23 protein-coding genes are annotated in these 26,563 nt (G+C 68.4%); 7 read left to right on the top strand and 16 right to left on the bottom strand.

What is annotated here, in order from left to right; genetic code table 11:
- Positions 1-190: 190 nt before the first annotated feature.
- The 3 genes from ilvC to G9373_RS00475 are packed head-to-tail and all read right to left on the bottom strand — an operon-like array spanning position 191 to position 3,685.
- Positions 191-1,192, bottom strand: coding sequence for a ketol-acid reductoisomerase (gene ilvC / locus G9373_RS00485; protein WP_061700158.1), 1,002 nt, complete (start codon positions 1,190-1,192; stop codon positions 191-193).
- Positions 1,193-1,241: 49 nt separating this feature from the next.
- Positions 1,242-1,745, bottom strand: coding sequence for an acetolactate synthase small subunit (gene ilvN / locus G9373_RS00480; RefSeq protein ID WP_005240383.1), 504 nt, complete (start codon positions 1,743-1,745; stop codon positions 1,242-1,244).
- Positions 1,742-3,685: an acetolactate synthase large subunit gene (locus G9373_RS00475; RefSeq protein WP_007296851.1), complete on the bottom strand. Its 1,944-nt coding sequence runs from the start codon at positions 3,683-3,685 to the stop codon at positions 1,742-1,744. The genes ilvN and G9373_RS00475 overlap by 4 nt, the downstream gene beginning before the upstream one ends.
- Before the next feature lie 267 nt (positions 3,686-3,952).
- On the opposite strand from G9373_RS00475, the gene G9373_RS00470 reads away from it, so the two are divergent.
- The 3 genes from G9373_RS00470 to G9373_RS00460 all read left to right on the top strand — a co-directional run bounded on the left by G9373_RS00470 (position 3,953) and on the right by G9373_RS00460 (position 8,208).
- Positions 3,953-4,450 (top strand): PH domain-containing protein, encoded by a 498-nt coding sequence (locus G9373_RS00470; RefSeq protein ID WP_005566372.1) that lies wholly within the window; start codon positions 3,953-3,955, stop codon positions 4,448-4,450.
- A 52-nt stretch (positions 4,451-4,502) separates the two neighbouring features.
- Positions 4,503-6,347, top strand: a complete 1,845-nt coding sequence (ilvD, locus tag G9373_RS00465) for a dihydroxy-acid dehydratase (RefSeq protein ID WP_005259494.1) — start codon at positions 4,503-4,505, stop codon at positions 6,345-6,347.
- A 325-nt stretch (positions 6,348-6,672) separates the two neighbouring features.
- Positions 6,673-8,208: an amino acid permease gene (locus G9373_RS00460; protein WP_005259496.1), complete on the top strand. Its 1,536-nt coding sequence runs from the start codon at positions 6,673-6,675 to the stop codon at positions 8,206-8,208.
- 70 nt (positions 8,209-8,278) lie between these two features.
- On the opposite strand, the gene G9373_RS00455 is transcribed toward G9373_RS00460, so the two are convergent.
- Positions 8,279-9,148 carry a DoxX family protein gene (locus G9373_RS00455; RefSeq protein WP_005259499.1) on the bottom strand — a complete coding sequence of 290 codons (870 nt, stop codon included), beginning with the start codon at positions 9,146-9,148 and terminating at the stop codon, positions 8,279-8,281.
- Positions 9,149-9,246: 98 nt separating this feature from the next.
- On the opposite strand from G9373_RS00455, the gene G9373_RS00450 reads away from it, so the two are divergent.
- Complete coding sequence (locus tag G9373_RS00450; RefSeq protein ID WP_005259500.1) at positions 9,247-10,395, top strand: PQQ-dependent sugar dehydrogenase; 1,149 nt, start codon at positions 9,247-9,249, stop codon at positions 10,393-10,395.
- A 76-nt stretch (positions 10,396-10,471) separates the two neighbouring features.
- Here the strand turns inward: G9373_RS00450 and gatB are convergent, their stop codons facing one another.
- From gatB to G9373_RS00430, 4 genes are all read right to left on the bottom strand, one after another.
- A complete protein-coding gene (gene gatB / locus G9373_RS00445; protein ID WP_005566378.1) occupies positions 10,472-11,983 on the bottom strand; it encodes an Asp-tRNA(Asn)/Glu-tRNA(Gln) amidotransferase subunit GatB in 1,512 nt (503 codons plus the stop codon).
- 42 nt (positions 11,984-12,025) lie between these two features.
- Positions 12,026-13,057: an ATP-dependent 6-phosphofructokinase gene (locus G9373_RS00440; RefSeq protein WP_005240365.1), complete on the bottom strand. Its 1,032-nt coding sequence runs from the start codon at positions 13,055-13,057 to the stop codon at positions 12,026-12,028.
- Positions 13,058-13,153: 96 nt separating this feature from the next.
- Positions 13,154-13,816 (bottom strand): response regulator transcription factor, encoded by a 663-nt coding sequence (locus G9373_RS00435; RefSeq protein ID WP_005240363.1) that lies wholly within the window; start codon positions 13,814-13,816, stop codon positions 13,154-13,156.
- A 9-nt stretch (positions 13,817-13,825) separates the two neighbouring features.
- Entirely contained in the window at positions 13,826-15,022 is a 1,197-nt protein-coding gene (locus G9373_RS00430) for a histidine kinase (protein ID WP_007296848.1), read from the bottom strand.
- Positions 15,023-15,161: 139 nt separating this feature from the next.
- On the opposite strand from G9373_RS00430, the gene G9373_RS00425 reads away from it, so the two are divergent.
- The gene (locus tag G9373_RS00425) at positions 15,162-15,803 is read left to right on the top strand and encodes a hypothetical protein (protein WP_054246641.1); all 642 of its coding nucleotides are present in this window, start codon (positions 15,162-15,164) and stop codon (positions 15,801-15,803) included.
- Entirely contained in the window at positions 15,800-17,251 is a 1,452-nt protein-coding gene (locus tag G9373_RS00420) for an alpha/beta-hydrolase family protein (RefSeq protein ID WP_054246642.1), read from the top strand. The genes G9373_RS00425 and G9373_RS00420 overlap by 4 nt, the downstream gene beginning before the upstream one ends.
- Here the strand turns inward: G9373_RS00420 and gatA are convergent.
- From gatA to G9373_RS00405, 3 genes are read right to left on the bottom strand one after another with little or no spacing between them, the layout of a single operon-like run.
- Entirely contained in the window at positions 17,248-18,729 is a 1,482-nt protein-coding gene (gene gatA, locus G9373_RS00415) for an Asp-tRNA(Asn)/Glu-tRNA(Gln) amidotransferase subunit GatA (RefSeq protein ID WP_054246643.1), read from the bottom strand. The two genes, G9373_RS00420 and gatA, sit on opposite strands and share 4 nt — an antisense overlap.
- Positions 18,726-19,025 carry an Asp-tRNA(Asn)/Glu-tRNA(Gln) amidotransferase subunit GatC gene (gatC, locus tag G9373_RS00410; protein WP_005259514.1) on the bottom strand — a complete coding sequence of 100 codons (300 nt, stop codon included), beginning with the start codon at positions 19,023-19,025 and terminating at the stop codon, positions 18,726-18,728. The genes gatA and gatC overlap by 4 nt, the downstream gene beginning before the upstream one ends.
- A 60-nt stretch (positions 19,026-19,085) precedes the next feature.
- The gene (locus G9373_RS00405) at positions 19,086-19,643 is read right to left on the bottom strand and encodes an antibiotic biosynthesis monooxygenase (RefSeq protein WP_005566383.1); all 558 of its coding nucleotides are present in this window, start codon (positions 19,641-19,643) and stop codon (positions 19,086-19,088) included.
- Positions 19,644-19,847: 204 nt separating this feature from the next.
- On the opposite strand from G9373_RS00405, the gene G9373_RS00400 reads away from it, so the two are divergent.
- The gene (locus G9373_RS00400) at positions 19,848-20,498 is read left to right on the top strand and encodes an amino acid-binding protein (RefSeq protein WP_025432327.1); all 651 of its coding nucleotides are present in this window, start codon (positions 19,848-19,850) and stop codon (positions 20,496-20,498) included.
- Positions 20,499-20,535: 37 nt separating this feature from the next.
- Here the strand turns inward: G9373_RS00400 and G9373_RS00395 are convergent, their stop codons facing one another.
- From G9373_RS00395 to G9373_RS00375, 5 genes are read right to left on the bottom strand one after another with little or no spacing between them, the layout of a single operon-like run.
- Positions 20,536-21,024 carry a GNAT family N-acetyltransferase gene (locus G9373_RS00395; protein WP_005259518.1) on the bottom strand — a complete coding sequence of 163 codons (489 nt, stop codon included), beginning with the start codon at positions 21,022-21,024 and terminating at the stop codon, positions 20,536-20,538.
- A 57-nt stretch (positions 21,025-21,081) separates the two neighbouring features.
- Positions 21,082-23,172 carry an NAD-dependent DNA ligase LigA gene (ligA, locus tag G9373_RS00390; RefSeq protein WP_005259520.1) on the bottom strand — a complete coding sequence of 697 codons (2,091 nt, stop codon included), beginning with the start codon at positions 23,170-23,172 and terminating at the stop codon, positions 21,082-21,084.
- A gap of 41 nt (positions 23,173-23,213) precedes the next feature.
- A complete protein-coding gene (locus tag G9373_RS00385) occupies positions 23,214-24,236 on the bottom strand; it encodes a methionine synthase (RefSeq protein ID WP_005259522.1) in 1,023 nt (340 codons plus the stop codon).
- The gene (gene mnmA, locus G9373_RS00380) at positions 24,233-25,327 is read right to left on the bottom strand and encodes a tRNA 2-thiouridine(34) synthase MnmA (RefSeq protein WP_007296841.1); all 1,095 of its coding nucleotides are present in this window, start codon (positions 25,325-25,327) and stop codon (positions 24,233-24,235) included. The genes G9373_RS00385 and mnmA overlap by 4 nt, the downstream gene beginning before the upstream one ends.
- On the bottom strand, positions 25,327-26,547 hold the full coding sequence (locus G9373_RS00375; RefSeq protein ID WP_005566003.1) for a cysteine desulfurase family protein: 1,221 nt from the start codon (positions 26,545-26,547) through the stop codon (positions 25,327-25,329). Before G9373_RS00375 ends, mnmA begins: the two co-directional genes overlap by 1 nt.
- Positions 26,548-26,563 lie beyond the last annotated feature (16 nt).

Here is a 26,563-nt window from a genome sequence, read left to right as displayed (position 1 = left end):
TTTTAACCACACACAGCTTAGTCCGCCCTCACAGGGAAACCGCATCCTGGTCTGCGATACCACATAGTGGACGCCTGCAACAACGGAATCGGACACGAAACAACACCGGCCCAATGTCACATCGGGGGCCTCTGACGAGACCGATGCGACATCGGGCCGGTGGTTCGGTGGAACTGTAAAGCAGTGAAACCTAGGCGGTTTCGGTGATCGGGCGGTCGACCCAGCTCATCAGGTCGCGTAGCTTCTTGCCGGTGACCTCGATGGGGTGCTCGGCGTTGGCCTTGCGCAGGCCCTCGAGCTCGGTGTTGCCGTTCTCGACGTTGGCGACGAGGCGGCGGGTGAACTCACCCGACTGGATGTCGGCCAGGATCGCCTTCATGCGCTCCTTGGTGCCTGCGTCGATGACGCGCGGGCCGGAGAGGTAACCACCGAACTCCGCGGTGTCGGACACCGAGTAGTTCATGCGGGCGATGCCACCCTCGTACATGAGGTCGACGATGAGCTTGAGCTCGTGCAGCACCTCGAAGTACGCCATCTCGGGCGCGTAGCCGGCCTCGACCATGACCTCGAAACCGGTCTTGACCAGTTCCTCGGTGCCGCCGCAGAGCACGGCCTGCTCGCCGAAGAGGTCCGTCTCGGTCTCTTCCTTGAACGTGGTCTTGATGACGCCGGCGCGGGTGCCGCCGATGCCCTTGGCGTAGGACAGTGCGAGGGCCTGGCCCTCACCCTTCGGGTCCTGGTCGATCGCGATGAGCGCGGGAACACCCTTGCCGTCGACGAACTGACGACGCACCAGGTGGCCGGGGCCCTTGGGGGCGACCATGCCGACGGTGACGAACTCCGGAGCCTTGATCAGGTCGAAGTGGATGTTGAGGCCGTGTCCGAAGAACAGCGCGTCGCCGTCCTTCAGGTTGGGCTCGATGTCATTGGTGAAGATCGACGCCTGCGCGGTGTCGGGTGCGAGCACCATGATCACGTCGGCCCACTCGGAGACCTCGGCGGGGGTGCCGACGGTCAGGCCCTGCTCCTCGGCCTTCGCGCGGGACTTCGAGCCTTCCTTGAGGCCGATACGCACATCGACGCCCGAGTCGCGCAGGCTCAGCGAGTGCGCGTGGCCCTGGCTTCCGTAACCGATCACAGCGACCTTGCGGCCCTGGATGATCGACAGATCGGCATCGTCGTCGTAGAACATCTCGACTGCCACAGTTCAACCTCTTTCTTGGATTTGCGTATCTAAAGTACTAGCGAGTGGCCGTGATGGACTTCGGCCCCCGTCCCACGGCCACGACCCCGGACTGCACGATCTCCCGGATACCGTACGGATCGAGCATCCGCAGCAGCGCATCCAGCTTGGATCGCGTTCCAGTCGCCTCGATCGTGACCGACTCCGGGGAGACGTCGATCACCTTGGCGCGGAACAGATTCACCGTCTCGATCACCTGCGTGCGCACGCTGGCGTCGGCTCGCACCTTGATGAGCACCAGCTCGCGGGCGACGGAAGCCTCACCGTCCTGCTCGACGATCTTGATGACGTTGATGAGCTTGTTGAGCTGCTTGGTCACCTGTTCGAGCGGGAACTCGTCGACAGTCACGACGATGGTCATGCGGGAGATCTCGGGAAGCTCGGTGCCACCGACGGCGAGCGACTCGATGTTGAACCCACGACGGGAGAACAGCGCGGCCACCCTGGCCAGCACGCCCGGCTTGTCCTCGACGAGAACACTGAGGGTGTGGCTCGTACTCACTGATCTTCCTCCCCGGCCGCTGCGGCCATGCCCGAACGCTGCTCGCGCTCCATGGCCTCGTGAATGACGGCCGGCTCGGCGGCCGCCTCGTCGTCGTCGAACAGCGGGCGGATGCCCCGCGCCGCCATGATCTCGTCGTTGCTCGTGCCCGCCGCGACCATCGGCCACACCTGAGCGTCGGCGCCGACGATGAAGTCGATCACCACAGGCTTGTCGTTGATGGCCTGCGCCTCACGGATCGCCGCCTCGACGTCCTCTTCGCGCTCGACGCGAATCCCGTGGCAGCCCAACGCCTCCGCCAACTTCACGAAGTCGGGGATGCGGATCGCGCCGTGCGTGCCGAGATTGGTGTTGGAGTAGCGCTCGTCGTAGAACAGTGTCTGCCACTGGCGCACCATGCCGAGGTTTCCGTTGTTGATGAGCGCAACCTTGATCGGGATGCCCTCGAGCGCGCAGGTGGCGAGTTCCTGATTGGTCATCTGGAAGCAGCCGTCACCGTCGATGGCCCACACCTCGGTGTCGGGCATGCCCATCTTGGCGCCCATCGCGGCGGGGACGGCGTAACCCATCGTGCCGAGACCGCCGGAGTTCAGCCAGGTGCGCGGCTTCTCGTAGTTGACGAACTGCGCGGCCCACATCTGGTGCTGGCCGACGCCGGCGCAGTAGATCGCGTCGGGACCGGCGAGCTTGCCGACCGACTGGATCACGTACTCCGGGGACAGCGCGCCGTCGGAGGGACGGTCGTAGCTGAGGGGGTACGTGCGACGGATGCCGTCGAGGTACGCCCACCACTCGGTGAGGTCCAGCGTGGTTCCGGTGGCCAGGTCAGCCTTGATCGCCTCGATCAGTTCGACGATGACCTCTTTGCAGTCGCCCACGATCGGGACGTCCGCGTACCGGTTCTTGCCGATCTCCGCCGGGTCGATGTCGGCGTGGATGACCTTGGCGTCGGGGGCGAACGAATCGAGCTGACCGGTGACCCGGTCGTCGAAACGCGCGCCGAGCGTGATCAGCAGGTCGCTGCGCTGCAGTGCCGCCACCGCCGCGACGGTGCCGTGCATGCCGGGCATGCCGCAGTTCAGCGTGTGGCTGTCCGGGAACGCGCCGCGCGCCATCAGCGTGGTGACCACCGGGATGCCGGTGAGCTCGGCCAGTTCGAGCAGTTCCGGAGACGATTCCGACTTGATGACGCCGCCACCGACGTACAGCACCGGGTGCTTCGCGTCGGCGATCAGGCGGGCCGCCTCGCGAACCTGCTTGCCGTGCGGCTTGGTGACGGGACGGTAGCCGGGCAACCGCATCTCCGGCGGCCACGAGAACGTGGTCTGCGCCTGGAGAACGTCTTTCGGGATGTCGACGAGCACCGCGCCGGGACGACCGCTGGAGGCGAGGTAGAACGCCTCCGCGATGATCCGGGGAATGTCGACGCCGTCGGTGATGAGGAAGTTGTGCTTGGTGATCGGCATCGTGATGCCGGAGATGTCGGCTTCCTGGAACGCGTCCGTGCCGATGAGCGCGCGGCCGACCTGTCCGGTGATGGCCACGACCGGAACGGAGTCCATCTGCGCGTCGGCGAGCGGCGTCACGAGGTTGGTCGCACCGGGACCGGACGTCGCCATACAGACGCCCACCTTGCCGGTCGCCTGGGCGTACCCGGTGGCGGCGTGGCCTGCACCCTGCTCGTGACGGACGAGCACGTGCCGGACCTTCTTCGAGTCGAAGAGCGGGTCGTAGACAGGCAGAACGGCACCACCCGGAATGCCGAATACCGTGTCGACCTCGAGCTCCTCGAGGGCTCGGACCACGGACTGGGCGCCGCTGACCCGCTCGGGGGCGAGTTGGCGGCGGCTACCGGTCTGAGTCGCGGCGGCCGCGGTCGTCGGGCTTGCTGCCCCCGACTTGCGCGGCGTGGGTTGAGGCCGTGCGGTTGGTGCGCTCACTGGGAAATCCTCTGATTCTGGCTCCGGGCAACAAAAAACCCCCGTCAGCTGATGCTGTACGAGGGTGGCGCGTCGTTATCTGGCGAGTTGAAGGAATCGACTCAGGCGACGACGCGCCGGCCGATTACGAGCAACTCATTCTGTTTCACGCGCTCGACGGTAGGCGCGCTAATAGTGAACAGTCAACTTGGTGAGTCGGCCGTCCCAGAATATGAGATACATCGGCTGCGGTGCGAAGATGTAGAGGTGTCAACTCCGCAGCAGCCCGTGCCACCAGAATCATCATCCCACACGACGAACCCACCCAAGCAGGTCATCCGGATTTCTCCCCTGGCCTATCTGGGATGCGCCTTCCTCCTGTTCGCCGTGTCGTTCCCCATCTTCGGCTGGCCGGCCGCCTTCGGCTGGCTCGTGATCGCCCCGATCGTCGCGGTGGCCTGGGTCGCGCGGGTGCGGACCACGGTCACGCCCGACGGACTCGAGGTGCGCCGGCTGTTCGGCGGCCGGTCGCTGGCGTGGTCCGAGATCACGGGATTCCGCTTCCCGGGGCGCGGCTGGGCCCGGGCCACGCTGACGGACGGGGGCGAGGTGACTCTTCCCGTCGTCACATTCGACCGGCTTCCCGATATCGCCCAGGCGAGCGGCGGCCGCATCACCGACCCCTACGCGGCAGCCGCCGCGGCGGACGAAGCGGCCCACCACGCCGACACCGAATCGAACGGCGAGCAGCCGGTGAAGAACCGGCCGGACACAGACGGCGAATAGTGCGCGAGTAGCGTTTGTCAGTACTTCCGTACGCTGACTAAGGAATACGCTCATGCCCCCGCTGAGGTCCCGAACCACCACCGCAGGACGAAATGCCGCAGGCGCCCGCGCACTGTGGCGCGCCACCGGAATGACCGACTCCGACTTCGGGAAGCCGATCGTCGCGATCGCGAACTCGTACACGCAGTTCGTTCCCGGGCACGTCCACCTGAAGAACGTCGGCGACATCGTCGCCGACGCCGTCCGCGCCGCCGGTGGTGTACCTCGCGAGTTCCACACGATCGCTGTCGACGACGGAATCGCGATGGGGCACGGCGGCATGCTGTATTCCCTTCCCAGCCGCGAGATCATCGCCGACTCCGTCGAGTACATGGTCAACGCGCACACCGCCGACGCCCTCGTCTGCATCTCCAACTGCGACAAGATCACCCCGGGAATGCTCAATGCCGCACTGCGTTTGAACGTTCCCACGGTGTTCGTGTCCGGCGGACCGATGGAGGCCGGCAAGGCGGTGGTGGTGAACGGTGTCGCCCAGGCACCGACCGACCTCATCACGGCGATCTCGGCGAGCGCCAACGACCAGGTCGACGAGGAAGGACTGTCCGAGGTCGAGCGCAGCGCCTGCCCGACGTGCGGGTCGTGCTCGGGCATGTTCACCGCGAACTCCATGAACTGCCTCACCGAGGCGCTCGGTCTGGCGTTGCCGGGCAACGGTTCCACTCTGGCCACCCACGAGGCCCGTCGCGCGCTGTTCACCCGCGCGGGAACGACCGTCGTCGAAGCCGCGCTGCGGTACTACCGGGACGAGGACGACTCCGTCCTCCCCCGCAACATCGCGACGCCTGCCGCGTTCCGCAACGCGATGGCGCTGGATGTCGCGATGGGCGGCTCCACCAACACGGTGCTGCACACCCTCGCGGCCGCGCAGGAGGGTGAGGTCTACGACTTCGACCTCGACAAGATCGACGAGATCAGCCGCAAGGTGCCGTGCCTGTCGAAGGTCTCGCCCAACTCGGACTACCACATGGAGGACGTGCACCGGGCGGGCGGAATCCCCGCCATCCTCGGCGAACTCCGCCGGGCCGGACTGCTCGAGAGCGACGTCTCGACCGTGCACACCGAAAGCTTCGACGAGTGGCTCGACACGTGGGACATCCGGTCCGGCAAGGCATCCGACGAGGCCGTCGAACTCTTCCACGCCGCGCCCGGCGGCGTCCGCACCACCGAGCCGTTCTCGACGAACAACCGTTGGTCGTCGCTCGACACGGACGCCGCCAACGGCTGCATCCGCGACTTCGAGCACAAGCACACGGTCGAGGGCGGCCTGGCCGTGCTGCGCGGCAACATCGCCGTCGACGGCGCGGTCATCAAGACGGCGGGCATCGACGAAGACCTGTTCCACTTCCAGGGACCCGCGCGCGTCGTGGAGTCGCAGGAAGAGGCGGTGTCGGTGATCCTCGGCAAGAAGATCCAGCCCGGTGAGGTCCTCGTCGTGCGCTACGAGGGTCCCGCAGGCGGCCCGGGCATGCAGGAGATGTTGCACCCCACCGCATTCCTCAAGGGCTCCGGCCTCGGAAAGAAGTGCGCGCTGATCACCGACGGCCGATTCTCCGGCGGTTCCTCGGGACTGTCCATCGGCCACATCTCCCCCGAGGCCGCCAGCGGCGGCGCCATCGGCCTGGTGGAGGACGGCGACCAGATCCTCATCGACATCGCGACCCGCACGCTGAAGCTCCTCGTCGACGACGCGGTGCTCGCCGAGCGCCGGGCGAAGATGGAGTCGTCCGAGCGTCCGTGGCAGCCGGTGAACCGCGAACGCACCGTCACCACGGCCCTGCGGGCGTACGCCGCGCTGGCCACGTCCGCCGACAAGGGCGCGGTCCGTCAGGTCCCCTGACACACCCGCACCGGGCGCACCGAACAGACACGAAGCCGGGTGCCGCAGCAGGAGCTTCCTGCCGCGGCACCCGGCTTCCGTCGTCGGTGTGACGACGGATTCCGCCTCGGATGTGACCGCGCTCACGGGTGATCAACTCGCTCAGACGGCAACACCCCAGAACACGTTCTACTGATCGAATTGATCAGTTGAGCCCGGACTTCTTGCACACGGCGCTCAGTAGTGGTTCCCTCAGTTGGCCGTTGAGACCTACATCACAATCGGCAGCACCACCGGAACATCTCCGGCCCACGAGGCCATCGGGAATACAACCAAGGAGCGACACATGCCAGGAGTCGGCATTTGGCGAACGAAATCCGTTGAGCAATCGATAGCGGACACCGACGAACCCGACACCCGGCTGCGGAGGGAACTCACCGCGAAGGACCTCACCGTCTTCGGTGTCGCCGTCGTGATCGGCGCCGGCATCTTCACGCTCACCGCCCGGACTGCAGGCAACGTCGCCGGGCCGTCCATCTCGCTCGCCTTCGTCCTCGCCGCCATCGCCTGCGGCCTGGCCGCCCTCTGCTACGCCGAGTTCGCATCCACCGTCCCCGTCGCGGGCAGTGCGTACACGTTCTCCTACGCCACCTTCGGCGAGTTCGTCGCCTGGATCATCGGCTGGGACCTCATCCTCGAATTCGCCCTTGCGGCAGCCGTCGTCTCCAAGGGCTGGTCGCTGTATCTGGGTAACGTCCTCGGGTTCAGCGGATCCACCACAGCCCACCTCGGTCCCGTCGACTTCGACTGGGGCTCGCTGATCATCGTCGGCGGCATCACGATCGTGCTCGCCATCGGGACCAAGGTGTCCTCACGCGTGTCCGCCGTCATCACGGCCATCAAGATCGCCGTCGTCCTCCTCGTCATCGCCGTCGGCGTGTTCTACATCAAGAAGGAGAACTACGCCCCGTACATCCCGCCCGCCGAGAGCAACGAGAGCGCCGCGCAGGGTGTGCACCAGACCCTCTTCTCCTTCCTCTCCGGAGCCGACGGCAGCAGCTACGGCTGGTACGGCCTCCTCGCCGCAGCGAGCCTGGTCTTCTTCGCCTTCATCGGATTCGACGTCGTCGCCACCACCGCCGAAGAGACCAAGAACCCGCAGAAGGCGCTCCCCCGCGGCATTCTCGGCTCGCTCGCGATCGTCACCGTGCTCTACGTCGCCGTCACCCTCGTGCTCACCGGCATGGTGAAGTACACCGACCTCAAGACAGGTAGCCCGCTCGTCGGCGACAGCAGCGCCACCCTCGCGACCGCCTTCGAGGCACACGGCATCACCTGGGCCCAGACCGCGATCAACTTCGGCGGGCTCGCGGGCCTCACCACCGTCGTGATGGTGATGATGCTCGGCCAGACCCGCGTCCTGTTCGCCATGTCCCGCGACGGACTCGTGCCCCGCGGTCTCGCCAAGACCGGCAAGAACGGCAGCCCCGTCCGCATCACCCTGTTCGTCGGCGCCGTGGTCGCACTCCTCGCCGCCTTCTTCCCGATGGGCACGCTCGAGGAGATGGTGAACATCGGCACCCTCTTCGCGTTCGTCCTCGTCTGCATCGGCGTCATCATCCTCCGCCGCACGCGTCCCGACCTGCCCCGCGGATTCCGCGTTCCGCTGGTCCCGCTGGTTCCCATCCTCGCCGTTCTGGCCTGCGGGTGGCTGATGCTGAACCTGTCGGTCGAGACCTGGATCCGATTCCTCGTGTGGATGGCCCTCGGCGTCGTCGTGTACCTCGCCTACGGCCGGCGCAAGTCGGTCCTCGGACAGAAGCTGGCCGCACAGGCCGGTCCGCCCGAGGAGGAGAACATCCCGGAACTCGTCCAGCGCTGATCTGACGAAAACGACTGTGCCGCACTCCCGATCCGGGGAGTGCGGCACAGTCGTGGAACGTGCGAAATGATCAGATGAGCGGGTTGGCGCCGTTCAGGAAAATCCACACGCACACACCGGCGCCGATACCCAGGATCAGTGCCGCGAACGACCCGATGAACGGGCGCGTCGCCCAGCCGCGACGGCCGTCGAGCGAGATACGCCCCGGCCCAGTGAGAATGATCACGCCGGCGCACACACCCAGCAGCGTCTCGTACTCGGTGCCTGCGGGTGCGAAGTACTCGAGCCCCGGTTCCGCGATCTGCCGGAACGCCCACGCATTGATCATCACGGCCAGCACCGAGGCGGCGGCCAGCGGGGTGACGAGACCGAGGATCAGCAGCGCACCGCCCGCGACCTCACCGATGGCACCCAGGATCGCGAGCAGTTTCGCCTGCTGGAAACCCGAGTTCACGAGCACCTCTTCGAACCCGTCGAGTCCCGGACCGTTCCACATCCCCGTCAGCTTCTGCAGACCGTGCACGAGTGCCGTTCCGCCGACCGCGAGTCGCAGGGCCAGCAGTCCGAGGTCAAGGGTGCCGCGGCCGATCTTCACGTCGCCCTCGCCGATCCGGTCGGTCGACGGATCGCCCGCCGTGGCCCCGAGGGACGCGCCGGAACCCGCGCCGATCACCTGCGTCGGCTGGTCCGGCATGTCGGACGCCCCCGACTGCCGGTACGCGGGGATCTGCTCGGTGGGGAGGCCCGCGCCGCGCGCGTCGCCGTAGTCGAGTTCGTCGTCGGTGTGCGGCAGGCCCTGCCCCCTGGATCCGGACGTCGGCGTGGCCGACGGAAAGCGCTCGGTGGGAAGGTCGTAAGGGCTCGAGACCTTGCCGTAGCCGGGTGAGGCGCTCTGGTCCGCAGCACCCTGGTCCGACGACTCGCTGGGGTCTTTCCGCATGTCAGTCACACCGTCAAGCCTAGGTCGATCGGCCGGACATCGCTCGTAGGCGGAACCGGCGTGGCGGCGACCTCGCACTCTTCCGTAACGTCTCCATCATGATGGTGGGTGGGCGGCGCCGCACGGCGTCCCGCAAGATGGCGATGTCCGCGCTGTGCGTGACGGCGGTCCTCGCCGCCGGGTGCGCGAAATTCGACGACTCCGCGTCCTCACCCTTCACACCCGAGCCGACGGGTGCGTCGGGCGCCGAGGTGGAGCCGGAGAATCCGCCGCCGTCCACGACCACCACCCCACCGCCGAGCGGGCCGCTCGGACCGTGCCAGGATCCGGACCCCAGCGTGATCGCCACCTGTCTCGACACCACCGGCGGACTCGTCGTCCTCCCCGACGGGGCCACCGCCCTGGTCGCGGAGCGGCGGACCGGACGCATCCTGCAGGTCGCTCAGGGGCAGACCCCCAAGGAGATCGCGCACGTCGACGTCGACGGCACCACCGACGGTGGACTCCTCGACATCGCGCTGTCGCCGAGTTTCGTCGAGGACAACCTCATCTACGCGTACGTCACGACCCCGACCGACAACCGGGTGGTGCGGATCGCACCGGGAGACTCCGCCAAGGAGGTTCTCGGCGGGATTCCGCGCGGCGACGCGGGCAATGCGGGTTCGCTCGAATTCTCGGGCGACGAACTGATGGTCCTGACCGGCAACGCGGGCAACGCCGCCGCGGCCGCCGATCCGGCGTCCCTCGCCGGGAAACTGCTGAAGGTCACCGCCCTGTCGCCCGCACCGACTCCGGCGCAGCCCCGCCCTCAGGTGGTGCTGTCGGGCATCGGGACCGCCGGAGGGGTGTGCGTCGACCCGGGTGTCGCCGTGTGGGTCACCGACCGCACCCCGCTGGAGGATCGGCTGCTGCGGGTCAGCGCCGACGGAGCGGTGTCGTCTCCGGTGTGGACGTGGCCGGAGCGGCCCGGCGTCGGCGGCTGCGTCGCCGCCGGTGACGTCGTAGCGGTGTCACTGAGCACCGCGAAGGCGATGTCCGCACTCGCTGCCGACCCCGGCACGGGAGCCGTCACCACCGCCCCCGGTGTCATCGTCCAGGACCGGTACGGCCAACTCGGCGGCGCCGCACTCGGACCCGACGGTCTCATCTGGGTGAGCACGGTCAACAAGACCGGCGGTCAGCCCGGACCCAACGACGACCGCGTGATCAAGATGCCCCTGCCGTCCGGTGGCGGCGGATTCGACTGACGGCCCACCCCCGTCGAAACGAACGGGACGCTCGTTCGGTTGATCCGAACGAACGTCCCGTTGGTGCCGAAGGAGTTCAGCCGCAGGCTTCGATGACCAGTTCCTTGACGCGGGCCGGGTCGGCCTGACCACGCGTGGCCTTCATCACGTCGCCGACGATCTTGCCCGCGGCCGCGACCTTGCCGCCGCGAATCTTCTCGGCGATGTCGGGGTTCGCGGCCAGAGCCTCGTCGACGGCCGCCTTCAGCTTCGTGTCGTCGCGTTCGACGACCAGCTCGGGATGGTTCGCGACGACCTGCTCGGGGTCGCCCTCACCCTCGAGGACGTGGTCGACCACCTGGCGGGCCACCTTGTTGTTGAGCTTCCCGCTGTCGATCAGCGCGACCACCTGCGCGACCTGAGCCGGCGTGATCGGCAGCTCGGCGAGTTCCACGCCGCGGGTGTTCGCCTGCTGCGCCAGGTATGACACCCACCAGGACCGTGCGGCCTCCGGGGAGGCGCCGGCCTCGACGGTGGCGATGACGAGGTCGAGGGCCCCCGCGTTGACGAGGTCGCGCATGACCTCGTCGGAGACACCCCAGTCGGCCTGGATCCGGGCGCGGCGGACCCACGGCAGCTCGGGCAGGGTGCCACGCAGCTCCTCGATCCATTCCGCGCTGGGCGCGACCGGCTCGAGATCGGGCTCCGGGAAGTAGCGGTAGTCCTCGGCGGTTTCCTTGCGGCGGCCCGGTGACGTGGTCCCGTCGGCCTCCTGGAAGTGCCGGGTCTCCTGGATCACCTCACCACCGGCCTCCAGCACCGCGGCCTGCCGGCGCATCTCGTACCGGACCGCCACCTCGACGCTCTTGAGGGAGTTGACGTTCTTCGTCTCGGTACGGGTGCCGAGTTCGGTCGCCCCGATCGGCATCAGCGACACGTTGGCGTCGCAGCGCATCGAACCCTGGTCCATGCGGACGTCGGAGACGTTCAGCGACTTCAGCAGGTCGCGGAGCGCGGTGACGTACGCGCGGGCCACCTCGGGGGCGCGGGCACCGGCGCCACTGATGGTCTTGGTGACGATCTCGACGAGCGGGACCCCGGCGCGGTTGTAGTCGAGCAGCGAGTGGCTGGCGCCGTGGATGCGCCCGGTCGCGCCGCCGACGTGCAGCGACTTTCCGGTGTCCTCTTCCATGTGCGCACGCTCGATCTCCACGCGCCACGTGGTGCCGTCGTCGAGGACGACGTCGAGGTAGCCGTCGGTGGCGATCGGCTCGTCGTACTGGGAGATCTGGTAGTTCTTCGGCTGATCCGGGTAGAAGTAGTTCTTCCGCGCGAAGCGGCCCCACGGTGTGATCGAACAGTTCAGTGCCAGTCCGATCCGGATCGCGGACTCGACCGCCGCCTCGTTCACGACGGGCAGCGACCCGGGCAGACCGAGGCACACCGGGCACACCTGCGTGTTCGGCTCGGCGCCGAACTCGGTGGGGCACGGGCAGAACATCTTCGTTTCGGTGCCGAGCTCGACGTGCACCTCCATGCCGAGAACAGGCTCGTACTTGGCGAGCACTTCGTCGTAGTCGAGGAGGTCCGGAGCGTCGACAGCAGTCATGCCACAGAGTTTATGCGTCCGGCGGTTCGCCGAAAAACGCGGTCAGCCGAAAAATGCGGCCGCCTCCTCGTACCGCTCCCGCGGCACCGTCTTGAGGCGCCGGGTCGCCTCCTGGAGGGGCACGAGGTCGATCGACGTGCCGTGCAGGGCCACCATGTTTCCGAAGTCACCGCGGTGGACGGCGTCGGTGGCGTGCACCCCGAAGCGGGTGGCGAGCACCCGGTCGTACGGCGTCGGGGTGCCGCCCCGCTGCACGTGCCCGAGCACCGTCGTCCGCACCTCCTTGCCGATACGGCGGACGATCTCGTCGCCGAGCTGCTGTGCGACGCCGGTGAATCGTTTGTGACCGAACTCGTCGATACCGCCCTCACGCAGACTCATCGACTCCGGGGTCGGAGTGGCGCCCTCGGCGACGACGCAGATGAAATGCGAATCGCCGCGCTGGAATCGCTTCTTCACGAGGGAGCAGACTTCGCCGACGTCGAACGGGACCTCGGGAACGAGAGTGAGATGCGCACCGGTCGCGAGCCCGGAGTGCAACGCGATCCAGCCCGCATGCCGGCCCATCACCTCGACGAGCATCACCCGCTGGTGGGATTCGGCGGTGGTGTGCAGGCGGTCGATCGCATCGGTCGCGATGGACAGAGCGGTGTCGAAACCGAACGTCACGTCGGTGCAGTCGATGTCGTTGTCGATCGTCTTCGGAACCCCGATCACGGGCACCCCACTCTCGGCGAGCCAGCTCGCTGCGGTGAGCGTGCCCTCCCCGCCGATCGGGATGAGCGCGTCGATCCCGTTGTCGTCGAGAGTCTGCCGGATCTGGTCGAGGCCGGCCTTCAACTTGTCGGGGTTGACCCGCGCGGTACCGAGGATGGTGCCGCCCCGGGTGAGGATTCGATCGATCCGGTCGTCATTGGACAGCACCACCTTGCGATCCTCGAGCAGGCCGCGCCAGCCGTCACGGAATCCCACCACCGAGCTGCCGTATCGGCCGGCGGCGGTGCGAACCACCGCCCTGATCACCGCATTCAGTCCGGGGCAGTCTCCGCCTCCGGTGAGCATTCCGATCCGCATCCAAGCACCCCTCGTCGTCTCGTGTGGTGATGGTGGTTCTCATCACCCATCTTGCCGCTCGAACCGTGTTCGGGCACCTCGGACCGGCAGGTTCACTCAGCCCGGCGTGACGAGACCGCTCTCGTACGCCAGGACCACTGCCTGTGCGCGGTCGCGCAGATCCAGCTTGGACAGCACCTTGCCGACGTGCGTCTTGACGGTCTGCTCGGCGACGAACAGGCGCTCCGCGATCTCGGTGTTGGACATGCCGCGGGCGATGAGTTCGAGTACCTCGCGTTCGCGGGGCGTCAGCGCCGACAGCGCGGCCGGTTTGCGGCGCGCCGTGCTGCGGCGGCTGGTCACGTCGGCGATGAGACGCCGGGTGACGGTCGGCGCGAGAAGTGCCTCGCCGTCCGCGACCACCCGCACCGCGCGGATGAGTTCCTCCGCGGGCGCGTCCTTGAGCATGAAGCCGCTGGCCCCGATGCTCAGCGCCTCGTACACGTAGTCGTCGACGTCGAACGTCGTGAGCATGAGCACGCGCACCGGCGGATCGAAACCGGCCGACAGGATGACGCGGGCCGCGTCGAGTCCGTTCATCTCCGGCATGCGGACGTCCATCAGGACCACGTCGGGTCGCAGACGCCGGACCTCGCTCACCGCCACGGCCCCGTCCGGAGCGTCACCGATGACACTGATGTCGGGCTGTGAGGCGAGCAGGGCTCCGAAGCCCTGCCGGACCATAGCCTGGTCGTCGGCGATGAATACGGTGATGGCCACCCAGCCAGCCTAGGCGGAGGCGACCGGGAACTCGGCGTGGACGTCGAATCCGCCGTTGTCGTGCAGGTGGGTGGTGAGTACGCCCCCGACTGCCTGCGCACGCTCACGCATGCCGATGATGCCGTTGCCGCCGGTCGACTCGTGCCTGGTCAGGGCGGAGACGAGGCTCCGCCTCGGCGGCCCGTTGACGATCGACACGGACGCTATCGGCGACTCGTACGCGATCTTCACCTCGACCGCGGCGCCGGCCGCGTGGCGGGCCGTGTTGGCGAGGGATTCCTGCAGGATGCGGTACATCACGAGCCCGACCGACTCCGACACGAGCGTCGGGTCGCCGTCGACGTGCCAGGAGACGGGAATGCCTGCCCTGCGGCTGCCCTCGAGCAGCTCGCTGATCTGCTGAACCCCCGGCTGGGGCGCGTGCTCGGCCAGCTGGCCGTCGCTGCGCAGCACTCCGAGCAGTCCGCGCACCTCGTTCAATGCGGCGCGGCCGGCGGCTCCGATCGACTCGAACTCGGCCCGCGTCTCGTCCGACATGTCGGCGATGCGGTACGGCGCGCTCTGCGCCTGCACCACGACCATCGACATGTGGTGCGCGACGACGTCGTGCAGGTCCCGGGCGATGCGCGCCTTCTCCTCGAGGACCGTCCGGCGAGTGCGCTCGAGCTCACTCAGCTCCTCCTGCTGCGCGAGTTGCCGGCGGGAGAGCACCAGCCACCGGATCAGCAGGCCGAAGACGACGATCGCGGTCAGGCCCACCGCCCACCCGCGGCCGTTGGTGCCCGGGGTGTCGGCGAGGAACAGCAGGACGGTGGAGATCCATGCCACACCCACGACCGGAATCGCGGCCCGCATGCTGACGGCGGCCAGCAGGGCGAGCATCACCAGGATGTGGACCACCTGCCAGGGGTAGTCGTAGCCGTCCTGCAGTGCGAAGACACGCGGAATCACCAGCGCCGAGACCGCGGAGACGGCCCAGGCCAGCGCCGGATTCGAGCGGATGAGCAGGAACGGGAACGTCGCGAGCGCCGCCACGAACGGTTGGATGGGGGGACTGACCTGGTGGGTCAGCTGCAGGGTCGGCCACGCCACGGCGAACAAAATCGCCGTGACCACGACGATTGCCACGTTCAGCCACTGGCCTTCGGCGGCTCTCCGGATGCGCGTCTTCGTCTTCACACTGTCGACAGTAGAAACCGTGGTCACGGAGTGTCCTCATACCCCGGGCTCATGTCGGCGTAGCCCCGGAGTATGAGATCGGGGCCCCCTCGCACCACGAGACCAGGGATCGAACCGGACTCCGGGGTGATGTGGCTGCGCAACACGAATTCATAACGTTCTCGTCATGCGAAAGACGGGGACACGGAGAACGACTTGGGCCGCGGTGGCGTGCGCCGCAACCGCACTACTGACCACGACAGGATTCGCAGGCACCGGCGCGGCGAGCACGCCCCGGCACGAGAACGTCGCCGCCTCCGCCGCGGTGCACACCCTCACGGCACCGGCCGAGCTCACCGAGGACTCCGTTCCCGCGGACTTCGCTTCCGTGATGGGGTACACGCCGGTGCTGATCGACGGAATGCTCGCCAATCCCGGCGGAGACTGCTCGTCCCCCGTGCCGCTGCCACTCGAGTTCGATACGTCGTGCAAGGCCCACGACCTCGGTTACGACCTTCTGCGGTACGCGTCCCGGTCCGGCGAGGACCTGGGTCCCTGGGCGCGGCAGAGCCTCGACGCGCAGCTGGATCAGCGCATGCACGCGGCGTGCGACACCCGCGCCGACGAGCAGGCACGGGCGCAGTGCTTCGTCATGGCGAACGTCGCGGCTACCTTCGTCACCGGAAACAGCTGGCGCCAAAGCTATTCGGCACCGGTCACCGAATCCGGGCTCCCGTACGTACTGGCCGGCGGTGTCGGTGTCGCGCTCCTCGCCGGCGCGGCCTGGTCGATCCGCCGCCGCCCGCATCCGGTCGGAGCCGTCGCATGACCATCACCGCTCTGTCCGGTCCCGGACGGAGCACGGTGCACAGTCGCTCGCGAACGAAGCCGAATGCCCTGCGCCGCACACTGGTCACGACGATCCCGGTCTCCGCTCTCCCCCGCGTCTCCTCCACGATCGTCGTCACCGCCGTCACACTCGCGTCTCTCGCTCCCTCACTGCTCCCCCGGAGTGCGCTGACGCAGGCTCTGTTCACCGGTGTCCTCGCCGCATTCGGTTTCGGTTTCGTCGTCCTCGTCCGTCGACTGTGGCACCTCGTCACGCGTTCACGCAGCTACCACCCTCCGCGGGACTCGGTCCGTCTGCTGGCCCTGATCGGCGCCATGATCGTCGTGACCTGGGCGATCGTGCTCGCCGACCACTGGCAGGATTCACTGCGTGCCGCCATGGGCATGCCGGGCATCGGGCCGGACCACTGGATGCAGGCGATCATCGGGGCAGCGCTGACGTTGCTGCTGTTCGCCGGCATCGGCAACGTCGTCGGCACCGTCGCCCGCCATCTCGGCTGGATCGGCAGCGCCACCACCGCCGTCGTTCTCGCGACCGGGTTGCAACTGGTCGCCGGACCCGCGTTGTGGGGAATGATGTCCCGTTCCTACAGCGACTCCAACGCGCTCGTCGACGTGTCCCTGCACCGACCGATGTCCGCCGAACTGTCCGGCAGCCCGGACTCCGCGATCAGCTGGGAGTCGCTCGGGCGCCAGGGACGACGGTTCGTGGCGGCGGGCGAGCAGTCGGCCGGCATCCGCACATATGTGGGGATGGATTCGGCGCCGGACGTCGAATCGCGTGCGGCACTGGCGGTATCGGAGCTCGAGCGGGCAGGCGGATTCACCCGGTCCGCCATCGTCGTCACCGTGCCCACCGGCTCGGGGTGGATCGACGAGAACGCCGCCGAAGGATTCGAGGAACGCTTCGCCGACGACGTCGCCATCGTCGGCATGCAGTACTCGTACCTGCCGAGCTGGATCACGTTCGTGTTCGGACGTTCCGCCGCAGACGAATCGGCGGCCGCGTTGTTCGATGCCGTCGCCGAGCGGATCGCCGACCTGCCCGACCTCCTGCGTCCGGCTCTCTACGTCTACGGCCAGAGCCTCGGATCCGTCGGCGGCAGTGCACTTTTCACTGACGCCGACCAACTCCGCGAGCGTGTCTGCGGCGCACTGTGGGCGGGCCCGCCCGCCGGCTCCGTCCTGACGGACGGGGCGACGGTGCTGGCGAACACGTCCGACCCGGTGGTGTGGTGGTCCCCCGACCTGATCGTGCGCCGACCCGACCTCTCGCTCGCAGTACGCGATGCGCCGGTACCCCAATGGATTCCGGGCATCACGTTCCTGCAGACGAGTGTCGACCTGGTGTCCGCGCTGAACTTCGCGCCCGGGCACGGACACCGCTACGGCAGCGAGCAGGGCACCGCCCTGCCCGACTGCTCCTAGTTCGGCGAGCCGATCGGACCGCGTGCGGCCTCGTACGCGGCACCGACGCGGTACAGCCGCTCGTCGGCCAGTGCGGGAGCCATGATCTGCAGTCCCACCGGCAGACCGTCGTCCGCGGACAGTCCCGACGGAACCGACATCGCGCAGTGCCCGGCCAGGTTGGTCGGCAGCGTGCACAGGTCCGAGAGGTACATCGCGAGCGGGTCGCCGACCTTCTCGCCCAGCTTCCACGGGGTGAACGGGCTGGTGGGCGACACCAGGACGTCCACCTTCTCGTAGGCCTTCTCGAAGTCCCTGGCGATGAGCGTCCGCACCTTGAGCGCCTGACCGTAGTAGGCGTCGTAGTAGCCGGAGGACAGCGCGTAGGTACCGATCATGATGCGGCGCTTGACCTCCGGGCCGAAGCCGGCGGCACGCGTCGCGGCCATCACCTGGTCGGCGCTCATGTCGCCCTCGTCGATGCGCAGTCCGTAGCGCATCGCGTCGAAGCGCGCGAGGTTCGACGACACCTCGCTCGGCAGGATCAAGTAGTACGACGCGAGCGCGTACTCGAAGTTGGGACACGACACCTCGACGACCTCGGCACCGAGTTCGGTGAGTTGCGCGACGGCGGCGTCGAACGAGGAGATGACCCCGGGCTGGTAGCTGTCGGAGTGCAGTTCCTTGACCACACCCACTTTCACGCCCTTCAGGTTGCCACCGGCACCCTCACGCGCAGCGGCCACCACGGGGCGCACGGGCGCGTCGATCGACGTGGAGTCGCGCGGGTCGTGCCCGGCGATGACCTCGTGCAGCAGAGCCGTGTCGAGGACCGTGCGACCGCAGGGACCACCCTGGTCGAGCGAGGACGCGCACGCCACGAGGCCGAAACGGGAGACCGTGCCGTACGTCGGCTTGGTGCCGACCGTCGCCGTGACGGCGGCGGGCTGACGGATCGAGCCGCCGGTGTCGGTGCCGATCGCGAGCGGGGCCTGCCGGGACGCGAGGGCCGCGGCACTGCCGCCGCCCGAGCCGCCCGGGATGCGCGTGGTGTCCCACGGGTTGCGGGTGGGGCCGTAGGCGGAGTTCTCGGTGGACGACCCCATCGCGAACTCGTCGAGGTTGGTCTTACCCAGGATCGGGATGCCGGCGTCGCGCAGTTTCTTCGTGAGCGTGGCGTCGTACGGTGCGATCCAGCCTTCGAGAATCTTCGACGCGCACGTGGTGGGCATGTCGGTGGTGGTGAAGATGTCCTTGAGCGCCAACGGAACTCCCGCGAGCGGGGAGGCGGGCGCATTGCCCGCGGCGAGGCTGCTGTCCACTTCCTTCGCCGACACGAGGGCCTGCTCGCCTGCCACGTGCAGGAAGGCGTTCAGTTCCCCGTCGACTGCGGCGATGCGGTCGAGATGCGCCTGGGTGACCTCGACGGACGACACCTCACGGCTGTGGATCTTCGACGCGAGATCTGAGGCGTCGAGGGTGGTCAGTTCGGCGCTCATTCGCCCTCTCCAAGGATCTGCGGGACGGCGAAGCGATTCTGCTCGACAGCGGGTGCGCCGGACAGCGCCTGCTCGGGAGTCAGGCCGGGAACGATCACGTCGGGACGGGTCACGTTGGTGACCGCGTTCGGGTTCGCCATCGGCGGAACATCCTCGGCGGGCACCTCGGTGACCACCTTCACGTGGCTGAGAATCGAGTCCAGCTGACCGGCGAACTCGTCGAGCTCGGCATCGGTCAGGGCGAGTCGAGACAGCCGCGCGAGGTGCGCGACCTCGTCACGGGAGATGGCAGGCACCGCGGGGCCCCTTTCGGTTCGGACGTACACAAGTAGGTCCCAGCCTAGAGCGTGGCCCGATCAGCCGTGCAGCCAGCGCCGCAACCTGCCCGTCAGGAACGGCAGAACCACGAAGACCATCACCGGAGTCGTGACCACCGACGCCACCAGGGTGCGGGTCACGACGTCCAGGGCCGTGAGCCGAGGGGTGACGAACAACGCGATGAGGAGTGAGATCGGGAAGAAGCCGAGCCAGATGGTGACCGCCTGCTTCCACCGCGGCGGTGGCGGCGTGACCCGCACGGCGTGCGTCAGCGTCGACTGCGGTTCGAACCAGCCCTCCACCCCGGTCAGCCGGTGCGTGACCGTGTCCTGTGCGAGACCCGTCCCCCGGCCCACCCACACCTTCCTGGCGGGCGACGTCGTCCACGCGTCGAGAGTGTCCTCGTCCGCGAACCGGTACACCACGTGGTACTGCTCGGGATCGGACGCCGCGCGCAGCCAGCCCCCGCCGAGGAACCCCGGGAACGTGCCCGCCATCGCCATCCCGGCGTCCGTCCAGCGCAGGAATTCCTGTTCCCGGCCCGCCGCCACCCGCCGCGAGACGGACGTCGTCACTCCCGTTTCCGTGGTGTTCATGCACCCATGTTTGGGCTGGCGTGTTTCGCGGACGAGGCGAATTCGTATCCGCAGTGTCACGAATCGAGCGCGACCTGCGAGTCCCCGTCCCGTCCCCGGCGAAGCCGCAGGGGGGACCGCATACTCGGGAACGAAAGTGCAAGGATGGTGAGCGACGGGGGTCGCAGGTACTCCCGCGTCTATCTCGTGGTGAAAGGGACGCACGTGTCGTATCTGCTTCGCGTCCAGCTTCCCGACCGTCCCGGTAGCCTCGGCTCTCTCGCCGTCGCCCTGGGGTCGGTGGGTGCTGACATTCTGTCGCTCGACGTGGTGGAACGGGGTGCCGGATTCGCCATCGACGACCTCGTGGTCGATGTCGAGCCGGGATCGCTCCCCGACACCCTCATCACGGCGGCCGAGAACCTGCCCGGCGTCACCGTCGACTCCATCCGGCCGTACGCCGGAATCCTCGACACCCACCGTGAGCTCGAGCTCATCGACCAGGTCGCCACCGCGGCGGACGATCGACTGCAGGTCCTCGTGGACGGAGCGCCGCGCGTGCTCCGGGTCGGCTGGTCCGTGGTCGCCGACCTCGGTCCGCACGGCGCATACCGGGTGGTCGGCAGCTCGGGAGCTCCCGAGACCCATGCCACCGAGATCCCGTGGATGCCGCTGGAGAAGCCCACGGCGCTCGACGGCGAGGGCGACTGGGTGCCGCAGGTGTGGCGTGACATGAACACCACACTCGCGGCGGCTCCCCTCGGGACCACCGGCCGCGTGCTGATGCTCGGCCGCCCCGGCGGCCCGGAGTTCCGTCCGTCCGAGATCGCCCGGCTGGGTTACCTCGCCGGCATCATCGCGACGGTTCTGAGCTGACCACCGTCCCGGGCCGGGAGGTCCGGTGGTGGTCGCCTCAGACGAGCTCGCGGACCAGGACGGTGAGCTCGACGCCCGGCACGGGCACCCAGTTCCGTTCGGGCACAGGCACGAAACCGTTGCGGTCGTAGATTCGGCGGGCATCTTCCATGTCCGGCTGGGTGGACATCACGACCGCGCGGTCCCCGCGGTCGTATGCCGTGTCCAGCACGTGCCGCACGAGCGCCGACCCGACCCCGGAACCGCGGGCGTCGGGTGACACGGCGAGCATCCGGAATTCGAGTTCACCCGGCTGCGCGACGTCGGCGTACGGGGAAGCCGGTTCCGCGATCGTGACGGAACCGACGATCCGGCCCTCCATCACGGCAACCCGGACATCCGCCTTCTCCGCCCGCTCGGCGGTGTCGCGCAACCGGTTCGTGTACGGATCGTGCGCCTCGACGAATCCGCCGCCCACGTAGGCGATCACCGTGAGGTCACTGACGGCCTCGTACTCGTCCGGCGTCGCATTCCGAATCTCGATCATGTCCAGAACTATGACAGGACTGCTCACGCCGCCCAAAATGCGGGCGTGAGGTTCCGATCACACTCCGGAATCCGCGACCGCGTCCGGTCCGCCCTCCAGCAGTCGACGGAACCCGTCCTCGTCGAGGACCGGCACTCCGAGTTCGACGGCCTTGTCGTGCTTCGAACCCGGCGATTCGCCGACCACCACGTATGCCGTCTTCTTCGACACCGAACCCGCGGCCTTACCGCCTCGGACGAGGATCGCCTCCTTCGCCTGGTCGCGCGAGAACGTCTCGAGCGAACCCGTGACGACGATCGACAGTCCCTCGAGATTGCGCGGAATCGATTCGTCACGTTCGTCTTCCATGCGAACCCCGGCCGCGGACCACTTCTCCACGATCTGCTGGTGCCAGTCGACACCGAACCACTCGGCGACGGCCGCGGCGATGGTGCCGCCGACCCCGTCCACAGCGGCGAGTTCCTCGACGGAGCTCTGCCGGATCCGCTCGAGCGACCCGAATTCACCGGCCAGCGCACGCGCCGCCGTGGGACCGACATGACGGATGGACAGCGCGACCAGCACCCGCCACAGCGGCTTGTCCTTGGCGGAATCGAGATTGTCGAGCAGCCGGCGGCCGTTGGCCGACAGCCCGCCGGCCTTGGTCCGGAAGAGCGACGTCTTGAGCAGATCGTCCTCGGTGAGCGAGAACAGGTCTCCCTCGTCGCCGATCGCCTTGGCCTCGAGCAGGCTCGTGGCGGCCTCGTAGCCGAGGACCTCGATGTCGAACGCGCCGCGGCCCGCGACGTGGAACACGCGTTCCCGGAGCTGCGCGGGGCAGTACTGCTGGTTGGGGCAGCGAATGTCCGCGTCACCCTCCTTGGCGGGGGCCAGCGGCGTGTCGCACTCCGGGCAGTGGGTGGGCATCACGAACTCGTACTCGTCGCCCGTCCGGGCGTCGACCACGGGCCCGAGGACCTCGGGGATGACGTCACCGGCCTTGCGCAGCACGACCGTGTCGCCGATGAGCACGCCCTTGCGTTTGACCTCGGAGCCGTTGTGCAGGGTGGCGAGTGAGACGGTGGAGCCGGCGACCGTGACCGGTTCCATGTAGGCGAACGGGGTGACTCGGCCGGTGCGACCGACGTTGACCCGGATGTCGAGGAGCTTGGTGGTGGCCTCTTCCGGCGGGTACTTGTAGGCGATCGCCCAGCGCGGCGCCCGGGACGTGGACCCGAGCCGGCGTTGCAGCGACGTCTCGTCGACCTTGACCACCAGACCGTCGATCTCGTGCTCCACGTCGTGCCGGTGCTCGCCCCAGTACTGCACCCGGTCCACGACGGCGTCCGCGCCCGTGACACGCGCGGTGTGAGTCGACACCGGCAGGCCCCACGCCGCCAGTGCCGTGTACGCGTCGTACTGGGAGACCGGCTCGAATCCTTCACTGCGGCCGAGTCCGTGGCAGATCATTCCGAGGCGCCTGCGGGCCGTGACGGCCGGATTCTTCTGCCGCAGCGACCCGGCCGCGGAGTTCCGGGGATTCGCGAACGGCGCCTTGCCTTCCTCGACGAGCGCCGCGTTGAGTGCCGCGAAGTCCTCGAGCCGGAAGAACACCTCGCCGCGCACCTCGAGGAGCGCGGGGACCGGGTATTCGTCTGTGCCGGTGAGCTTTTCCGGGATGTCGTCGATGGTTCGCGCGTTCAGAGTGACTTCTTCACCGGTTCGGCCGTCGCCTCGCGTGGCGGCCCGGACGAGCCGGCCGTTCTCGTAGACCAGGTTCAGCGCGACTCCGTCGATCTTCACCTCGCACAGGTAGTGCAGGTCGGGGCCGGTCTCCTGCTCCACCCGGCTGATCCAGGTGCGCAGTTCGTCGGTGGCGAAGACGTTGTCGAGACTCAGCATCCGCTCGAGATGATCGGCGGAGGCGAAGTCGGTGGCGAAACCGCCGCCGACGAGTTGTGTCGGCGAATCGGGCGTCCGCAGGTCGGGGTACTGGTTCTCGAGGTCGTTCAGCTCGCCCAGCAGCACGTCGAACTCTCCGTCGGAGATGATGGGCGCGTCGCGGACGTAATAGCGGAACTGGTGCTGCCGCACTTCCTCGGCCAGCTCGTTCCAGTGCTCCCGAATGTGTCCGGGGGCCGGTGTCGGGGCTTCGGTCGATTCACTCACTACCGAAGATTAACCGGTCCGGCCGACACCGAACGCCGGACTCAGAGCGATTCGGGGTCGTCGGTGAACGCGCTGCTCACCTCGGCGCACAACTTCAGCGCGTCCCGGCTCCAGGACGCGCTTGCGCCCGCGAGTCCGCAGGCGGGAGTCACGGCGACCTGGGTCCGCAGCGTCGTGCGCGGAAATCCGAGCCGGTCGATCAGCGTCACCGCAGGTCGGGCCAGGTCGCGCCACGTGGCAGGCACCGCGGGAGCGTCGGTCGGGACGAGGCCGAGTGCGAGCTCCTTGCCCGCGTCGAGCAACTCGCCGATGCCGTCCAGGTCCGCGGACGCCAGCTGAGACACGTCCAGACCCACCGCACGGGCACTGCTGCGCCGCAGAAGGTCGGTGGGCAGGTCGGCGGAGCAGCAATGCACCATGGTCACCGCGCCGCAGCCGGCGAGGGCGGCCTCGAGCACGGCGAGAGCCTCCGGTTCCGGCATCGCCCGCACGGTCTCGAGCCGCGACCGACCGGACAGTGTGCCCGCAAGCACGGCGGGCAGTCGCGGCTCGTCGAATTGGACCAGCACCTGCGCGCCGAGACGTCGCGTGACTTCCGCGGCGTGCCGCGCGAGCCCCTCGCCCAGCGATTCGGCGAAGTCGCGCACCGCGCCGGGATCGGTGAGCACGCGCCGGCCGGTGCCGAGTTCCACCTCGGCCGCAAGCGTGAGTGGACCCACCGACTGCACCTTCACCACGTGGTCGGCGCCGACGAGGCCCGCACTCTCCCACGCCTCCTCGAGCGCGTCGAGATCCTGGTTCAGAAGGTCGGTCGCCCGCTTGGCGACCGAGCCGCGACGCTGCACCACGCGGTAGGCCGTCGTGGACACGTCCAGCTGCAGATCCACGAGCAGAGCGCTGGCGCGGCCGATCATGTCGGCGCCGAGCCCGCGGGCGGGCAACTCGACGAGGTGCGGGAGCCGGCCGAGTTCACCGAGAACGATCGTGGCGGCTTCACGCGGATCCGTGCCCGGCCACGAGCCGACGCCGGTGACGGCTCCGGCCAGTGAGATACCCTGCGTCACTGCGTGTTCGGACGCGCGTCGGTACCCGAGATGGTTCCGCTGCCCAGCACGATGTCGCCTGCCGGGTCGGTCCGGTACAGCACGACGGCCTGCCCCTTCGCGACGCCGGTGAGCGGCTCCCGAAGGGAGATGGCGATGCCGCCGTCGACCGCTTCGGCGACGGCGTCGGCGAGTCCGCCGTGGGCCCGGACCTGGACGGTGCATTCGAGGGGCCCGGTCGGCGTGCTCCCGGACGTCCACACGGCGCGGTCCGCCGTGATCGCGTGCACCTCGAGGTCGCGTGCGGAACCGACGCGGACGGTGCCGGTGTCGGGTTCGATGGACGTCACGTACCGCGGTTGCCCGTCGGCTGCAGGACCCTGGACGCCGAGGCCCTTCCGCTGGCCGATCGTGAAACCGTGCACGCCTTCGTGTTCCGCGAGCACCTCACCCGAATCGGCGTCGACCACACTGCCCGGGCGAACACCGATGCGGGCACCGAGGAATGCGCGGGTGTCGCCGGACGGGATGAAGCAGATGTCGTGGCTGTCGGGCTTGTTCGCCACGGCGAGGCCGCGTTCGGCGGCCTCCTCCCGGATCTGGCCCTTCGGGGTGTCCCCCACCGGGAACATCGCCCGCGACAACTGCTCGGCGGTGAGCACACCGAGCACGTACGACTGATCCTTGTCCGCGTCGACGGCGCGGCGCAGCACGCCGTTCTCGAGTTGCGCGTAGTGGCCGGTGGCCACCGCGTCGAACCCTAGGGCGATCGCACGGTCCGCGAGCGCCGCGAACTTGATCTTCTCGTTGCACCGCAGGCACGGGTTGGGGGTCTCCCCCGCGGCGTACGACGCCACGAAGTCGTCGATCACGTCTTCCTTGAAGCGGTCGGCGAAATCCCAGACGTAGAACGGGATTCCGAGCACGTCCGCGGCACGCCGGGCATCACCGGCGTCCTCCTTGGAGCAGCACCCCCGGGATCCGGTCCGCAGCGTGCCCGGCTCGGCGGACAGCGCGAGATGCACGCCCACCACGTCGTGCCCGGCAGCGACCGCCCGTGCCGCCGCCACCGCGGAATCCACACCGCCACTCATGGCCGCCAGTACTCGCATCAACGATCCCCTCCACGCGCTCCGACACCGGCGAGCCCGGCGGCGCGGGCCCGCTCCACAACTTGCGGCAGTGCCGCGATGACTGCATCCACGTCCGCGACCGTCGACGTGTGCCCGAACGAGAAACGCAACGATCCCCGCGCGGTCGCGGAATCCACGCCCATCGCGGTCAGGACGTGGCTCGGACGAGCAACTCCGGCGGTACACGCCGACCCGGTCGAACACTCGATCCCGGCGGCGTCGAGCAACATCAGCAGCGAATCGCCCTCGCAGCCGGGGAACGTGAAGTGGGCGTTGCCCGGCAGCCGCGCGCTGCCCACCGGCCCGTTCAGCACGGCATCGGGAACGGTCTCGCCGACACGCTCGATCAAGCGGTCGCGCAGGACGGTCAGTTCCGTCGCGCGGGAGTCGAGGTCGGCGGTCGTGTCGCGCAGCGCCGCCGCCATACCGACGACGCCCGCCGTGTCCGGGGTACCCGAACGCAGGTCGCGCTCGTGTCCCCCGCCGTGCAGCAGCGGCACACACGGCACCTGCCGTCCCAGCAGCAGCGCACCGACGCCCTGCGGTCCGCCGACCTTGTGCGCGGCGATGCTCAGCGCGGACAGCCCGCTCGCAGCGAAGTCCACGGGGATGTGCGTGACGGCCTGGACGGCGTCGCTGTGCATCGGCACACCGAACTCGGCCGCCACGGCGGCGAGTTCGGTGATCGGCATGATCGTGCCGACCTCGTTGTTGGCCCACATGATCGTGACGAGGGCCGTCTCGTCCGCGTTGACGGCGAGTTCGTCGCGCAGCGCCTGCGGGGACACCCGGCCCAGTTCGTCGACGGGCAGCCACGTGACCTGGGCACCCTCGTGCTTCTCGAGCCACTCCACCGCGTCGAGAACCGCATGGTGCTCCACGGAACTGGCGAGAATCCGCACCCGGTCGGGGTCGGCGTCCCGCCGGGCCCAGAAGATGCCCTTGACCGCGAGATTGTCGCTCTCGGTGCCGCCGGAGGTGAAGATGACCTCGGACGGCCTGGCACCGAGGTCGGCGGCGATGGACTCGCGGGCCTCCTCGATGCGACGGCGGGCGGCGCGTCCGGAACCGTGCAGCGAGGACGCATTGCCCACGGTCGTGAAGATGTCGGTCATCGCCCGGACGGCAGCGGGCACCATGGGAGTGGTGGCTGCGTGGTCCAGGTAGACGGGGTGATCGGCACTGCGGGCAGAGGTCATGACGTGACCAGGATAG

Source organism: Rhodococcus sp. A14 (assembly GCF_011603105.1).
Taxonomy (GTDB): domain Bacteria; phylum Actinomycetota; class Actinomycetes; order Mycobacteriales; family Mycobacteriaceae; genus Rhodococcus_F; species Rhodococcus_F opacus.
Note: the sequence above shows the minus strand (reverse complement) of the source record. Positions and strands in the feature narration are given on the sequence as shown.

What these genes read in the sequence shown, in the direction of transcription:
- ilvC (WP_061700158.1), bottom strand. Translation starts at nt 1,192, where the DNA reads ATGTTCTACGACGACGATGCCGATCTGTCGATCATCCAGGGCCGCAAG.
- ilvD (WP_005259494.1), top strand. Translation starts at nt 4,503, where the DNA reads ATGCCCCCGCTGAGGTCCCGAACCACCACCGCAGGACGAAATGCCGCA.
- G9373_RS00460 (WP_005259496.1), top strand. Translation starts at nt 6,673, where the DNA reads ATGCCAGGAGTCGGCATTTGGCGAACGAAATCCGTTGAGCAATCGATA.
- G9373_RS00455 (WP_005259499.1), bottom strand. Translation starts at nt 9,148, where the DNA reads ATGCGGAAAGACCCCAGCGAGTCGTCGGACCAGGGTGCTGCGGACCAG.
- G9373_RS00450 (WP_005259500.1), top strand. Translation starts at nt 9,247, where the DNA reads ATGATGGTGGGTGGGCGGCGCCGCACGGCGTCCCGCAAGATGGCGATG.
- gatB (WP_005566378.1), bottom strand. Translation starts at nt 11,983, where the DNA reads ATGACTGCTGTCGACGCTCCGGACCTCCTCGACTACGACGAAGTGCTC.
- G9373_RS00440 (WP_005240365.1), bottom strand. Translation starts at nt 13,057, where the DNA reads ATGCGGATCGGAATGCTCACCGGAGGCGGAGACTGCCCCGGACTGAAT.
- G9373_RS00425 (WP_054246641.1), top strand. Translation starts at nt 15,162, where the DNA reads ATGCGAAAGACGGGGACACGGAGAACGACTTGGGCCGCGGTGGCGTGC.
- G9373_RS00420 (WP_054246642.1), top strand. Translation starts at nt 15,800, where the DNA reads ATGACCATCACCGCTCTGTCCGGTCCCGGACGGAGCACGGTGCACAGT.
- gatA (WP_054246643.1), bottom strand. Translation starts at nt 18,729, where the DNA reads ATGAGCGCCGAACTGACCACCCTCGACGCCTCAGATCTCGCGTCGAAG.
- G9373_RS00405 (WP_005566383.1), bottom strand. Translation starts at nt 19,643, where the DNA reads ATGAACACCACGGAAACGGGAGTGACGACGTCCGTCTCGCGGCGGGTG.
- G9373_RS00395 (WP_005259518.1), bottom strand. Translation starts at nt 21,024, where the DNA reads ATGATCGAGATTCGGAATGCGACGCCGGACGAGTACGAGGCCGTCAGT.
- mnmA (WP_007296841.1), bottom strand. Translation starts at nt 25,327, where the DNA reads ATGCGAGTACTGGCGGCCATGAGTGGCGGTGTGGATTCCGCGGTGGCG.
- G9373_RS00375 (WP_005566003.1), bottom strand. Translation starts at nt 26,547, where the DNA reads ATGACCTCTGCCCGCAGTGCCGATCACCCCGTCTACCTGGACCACGCA.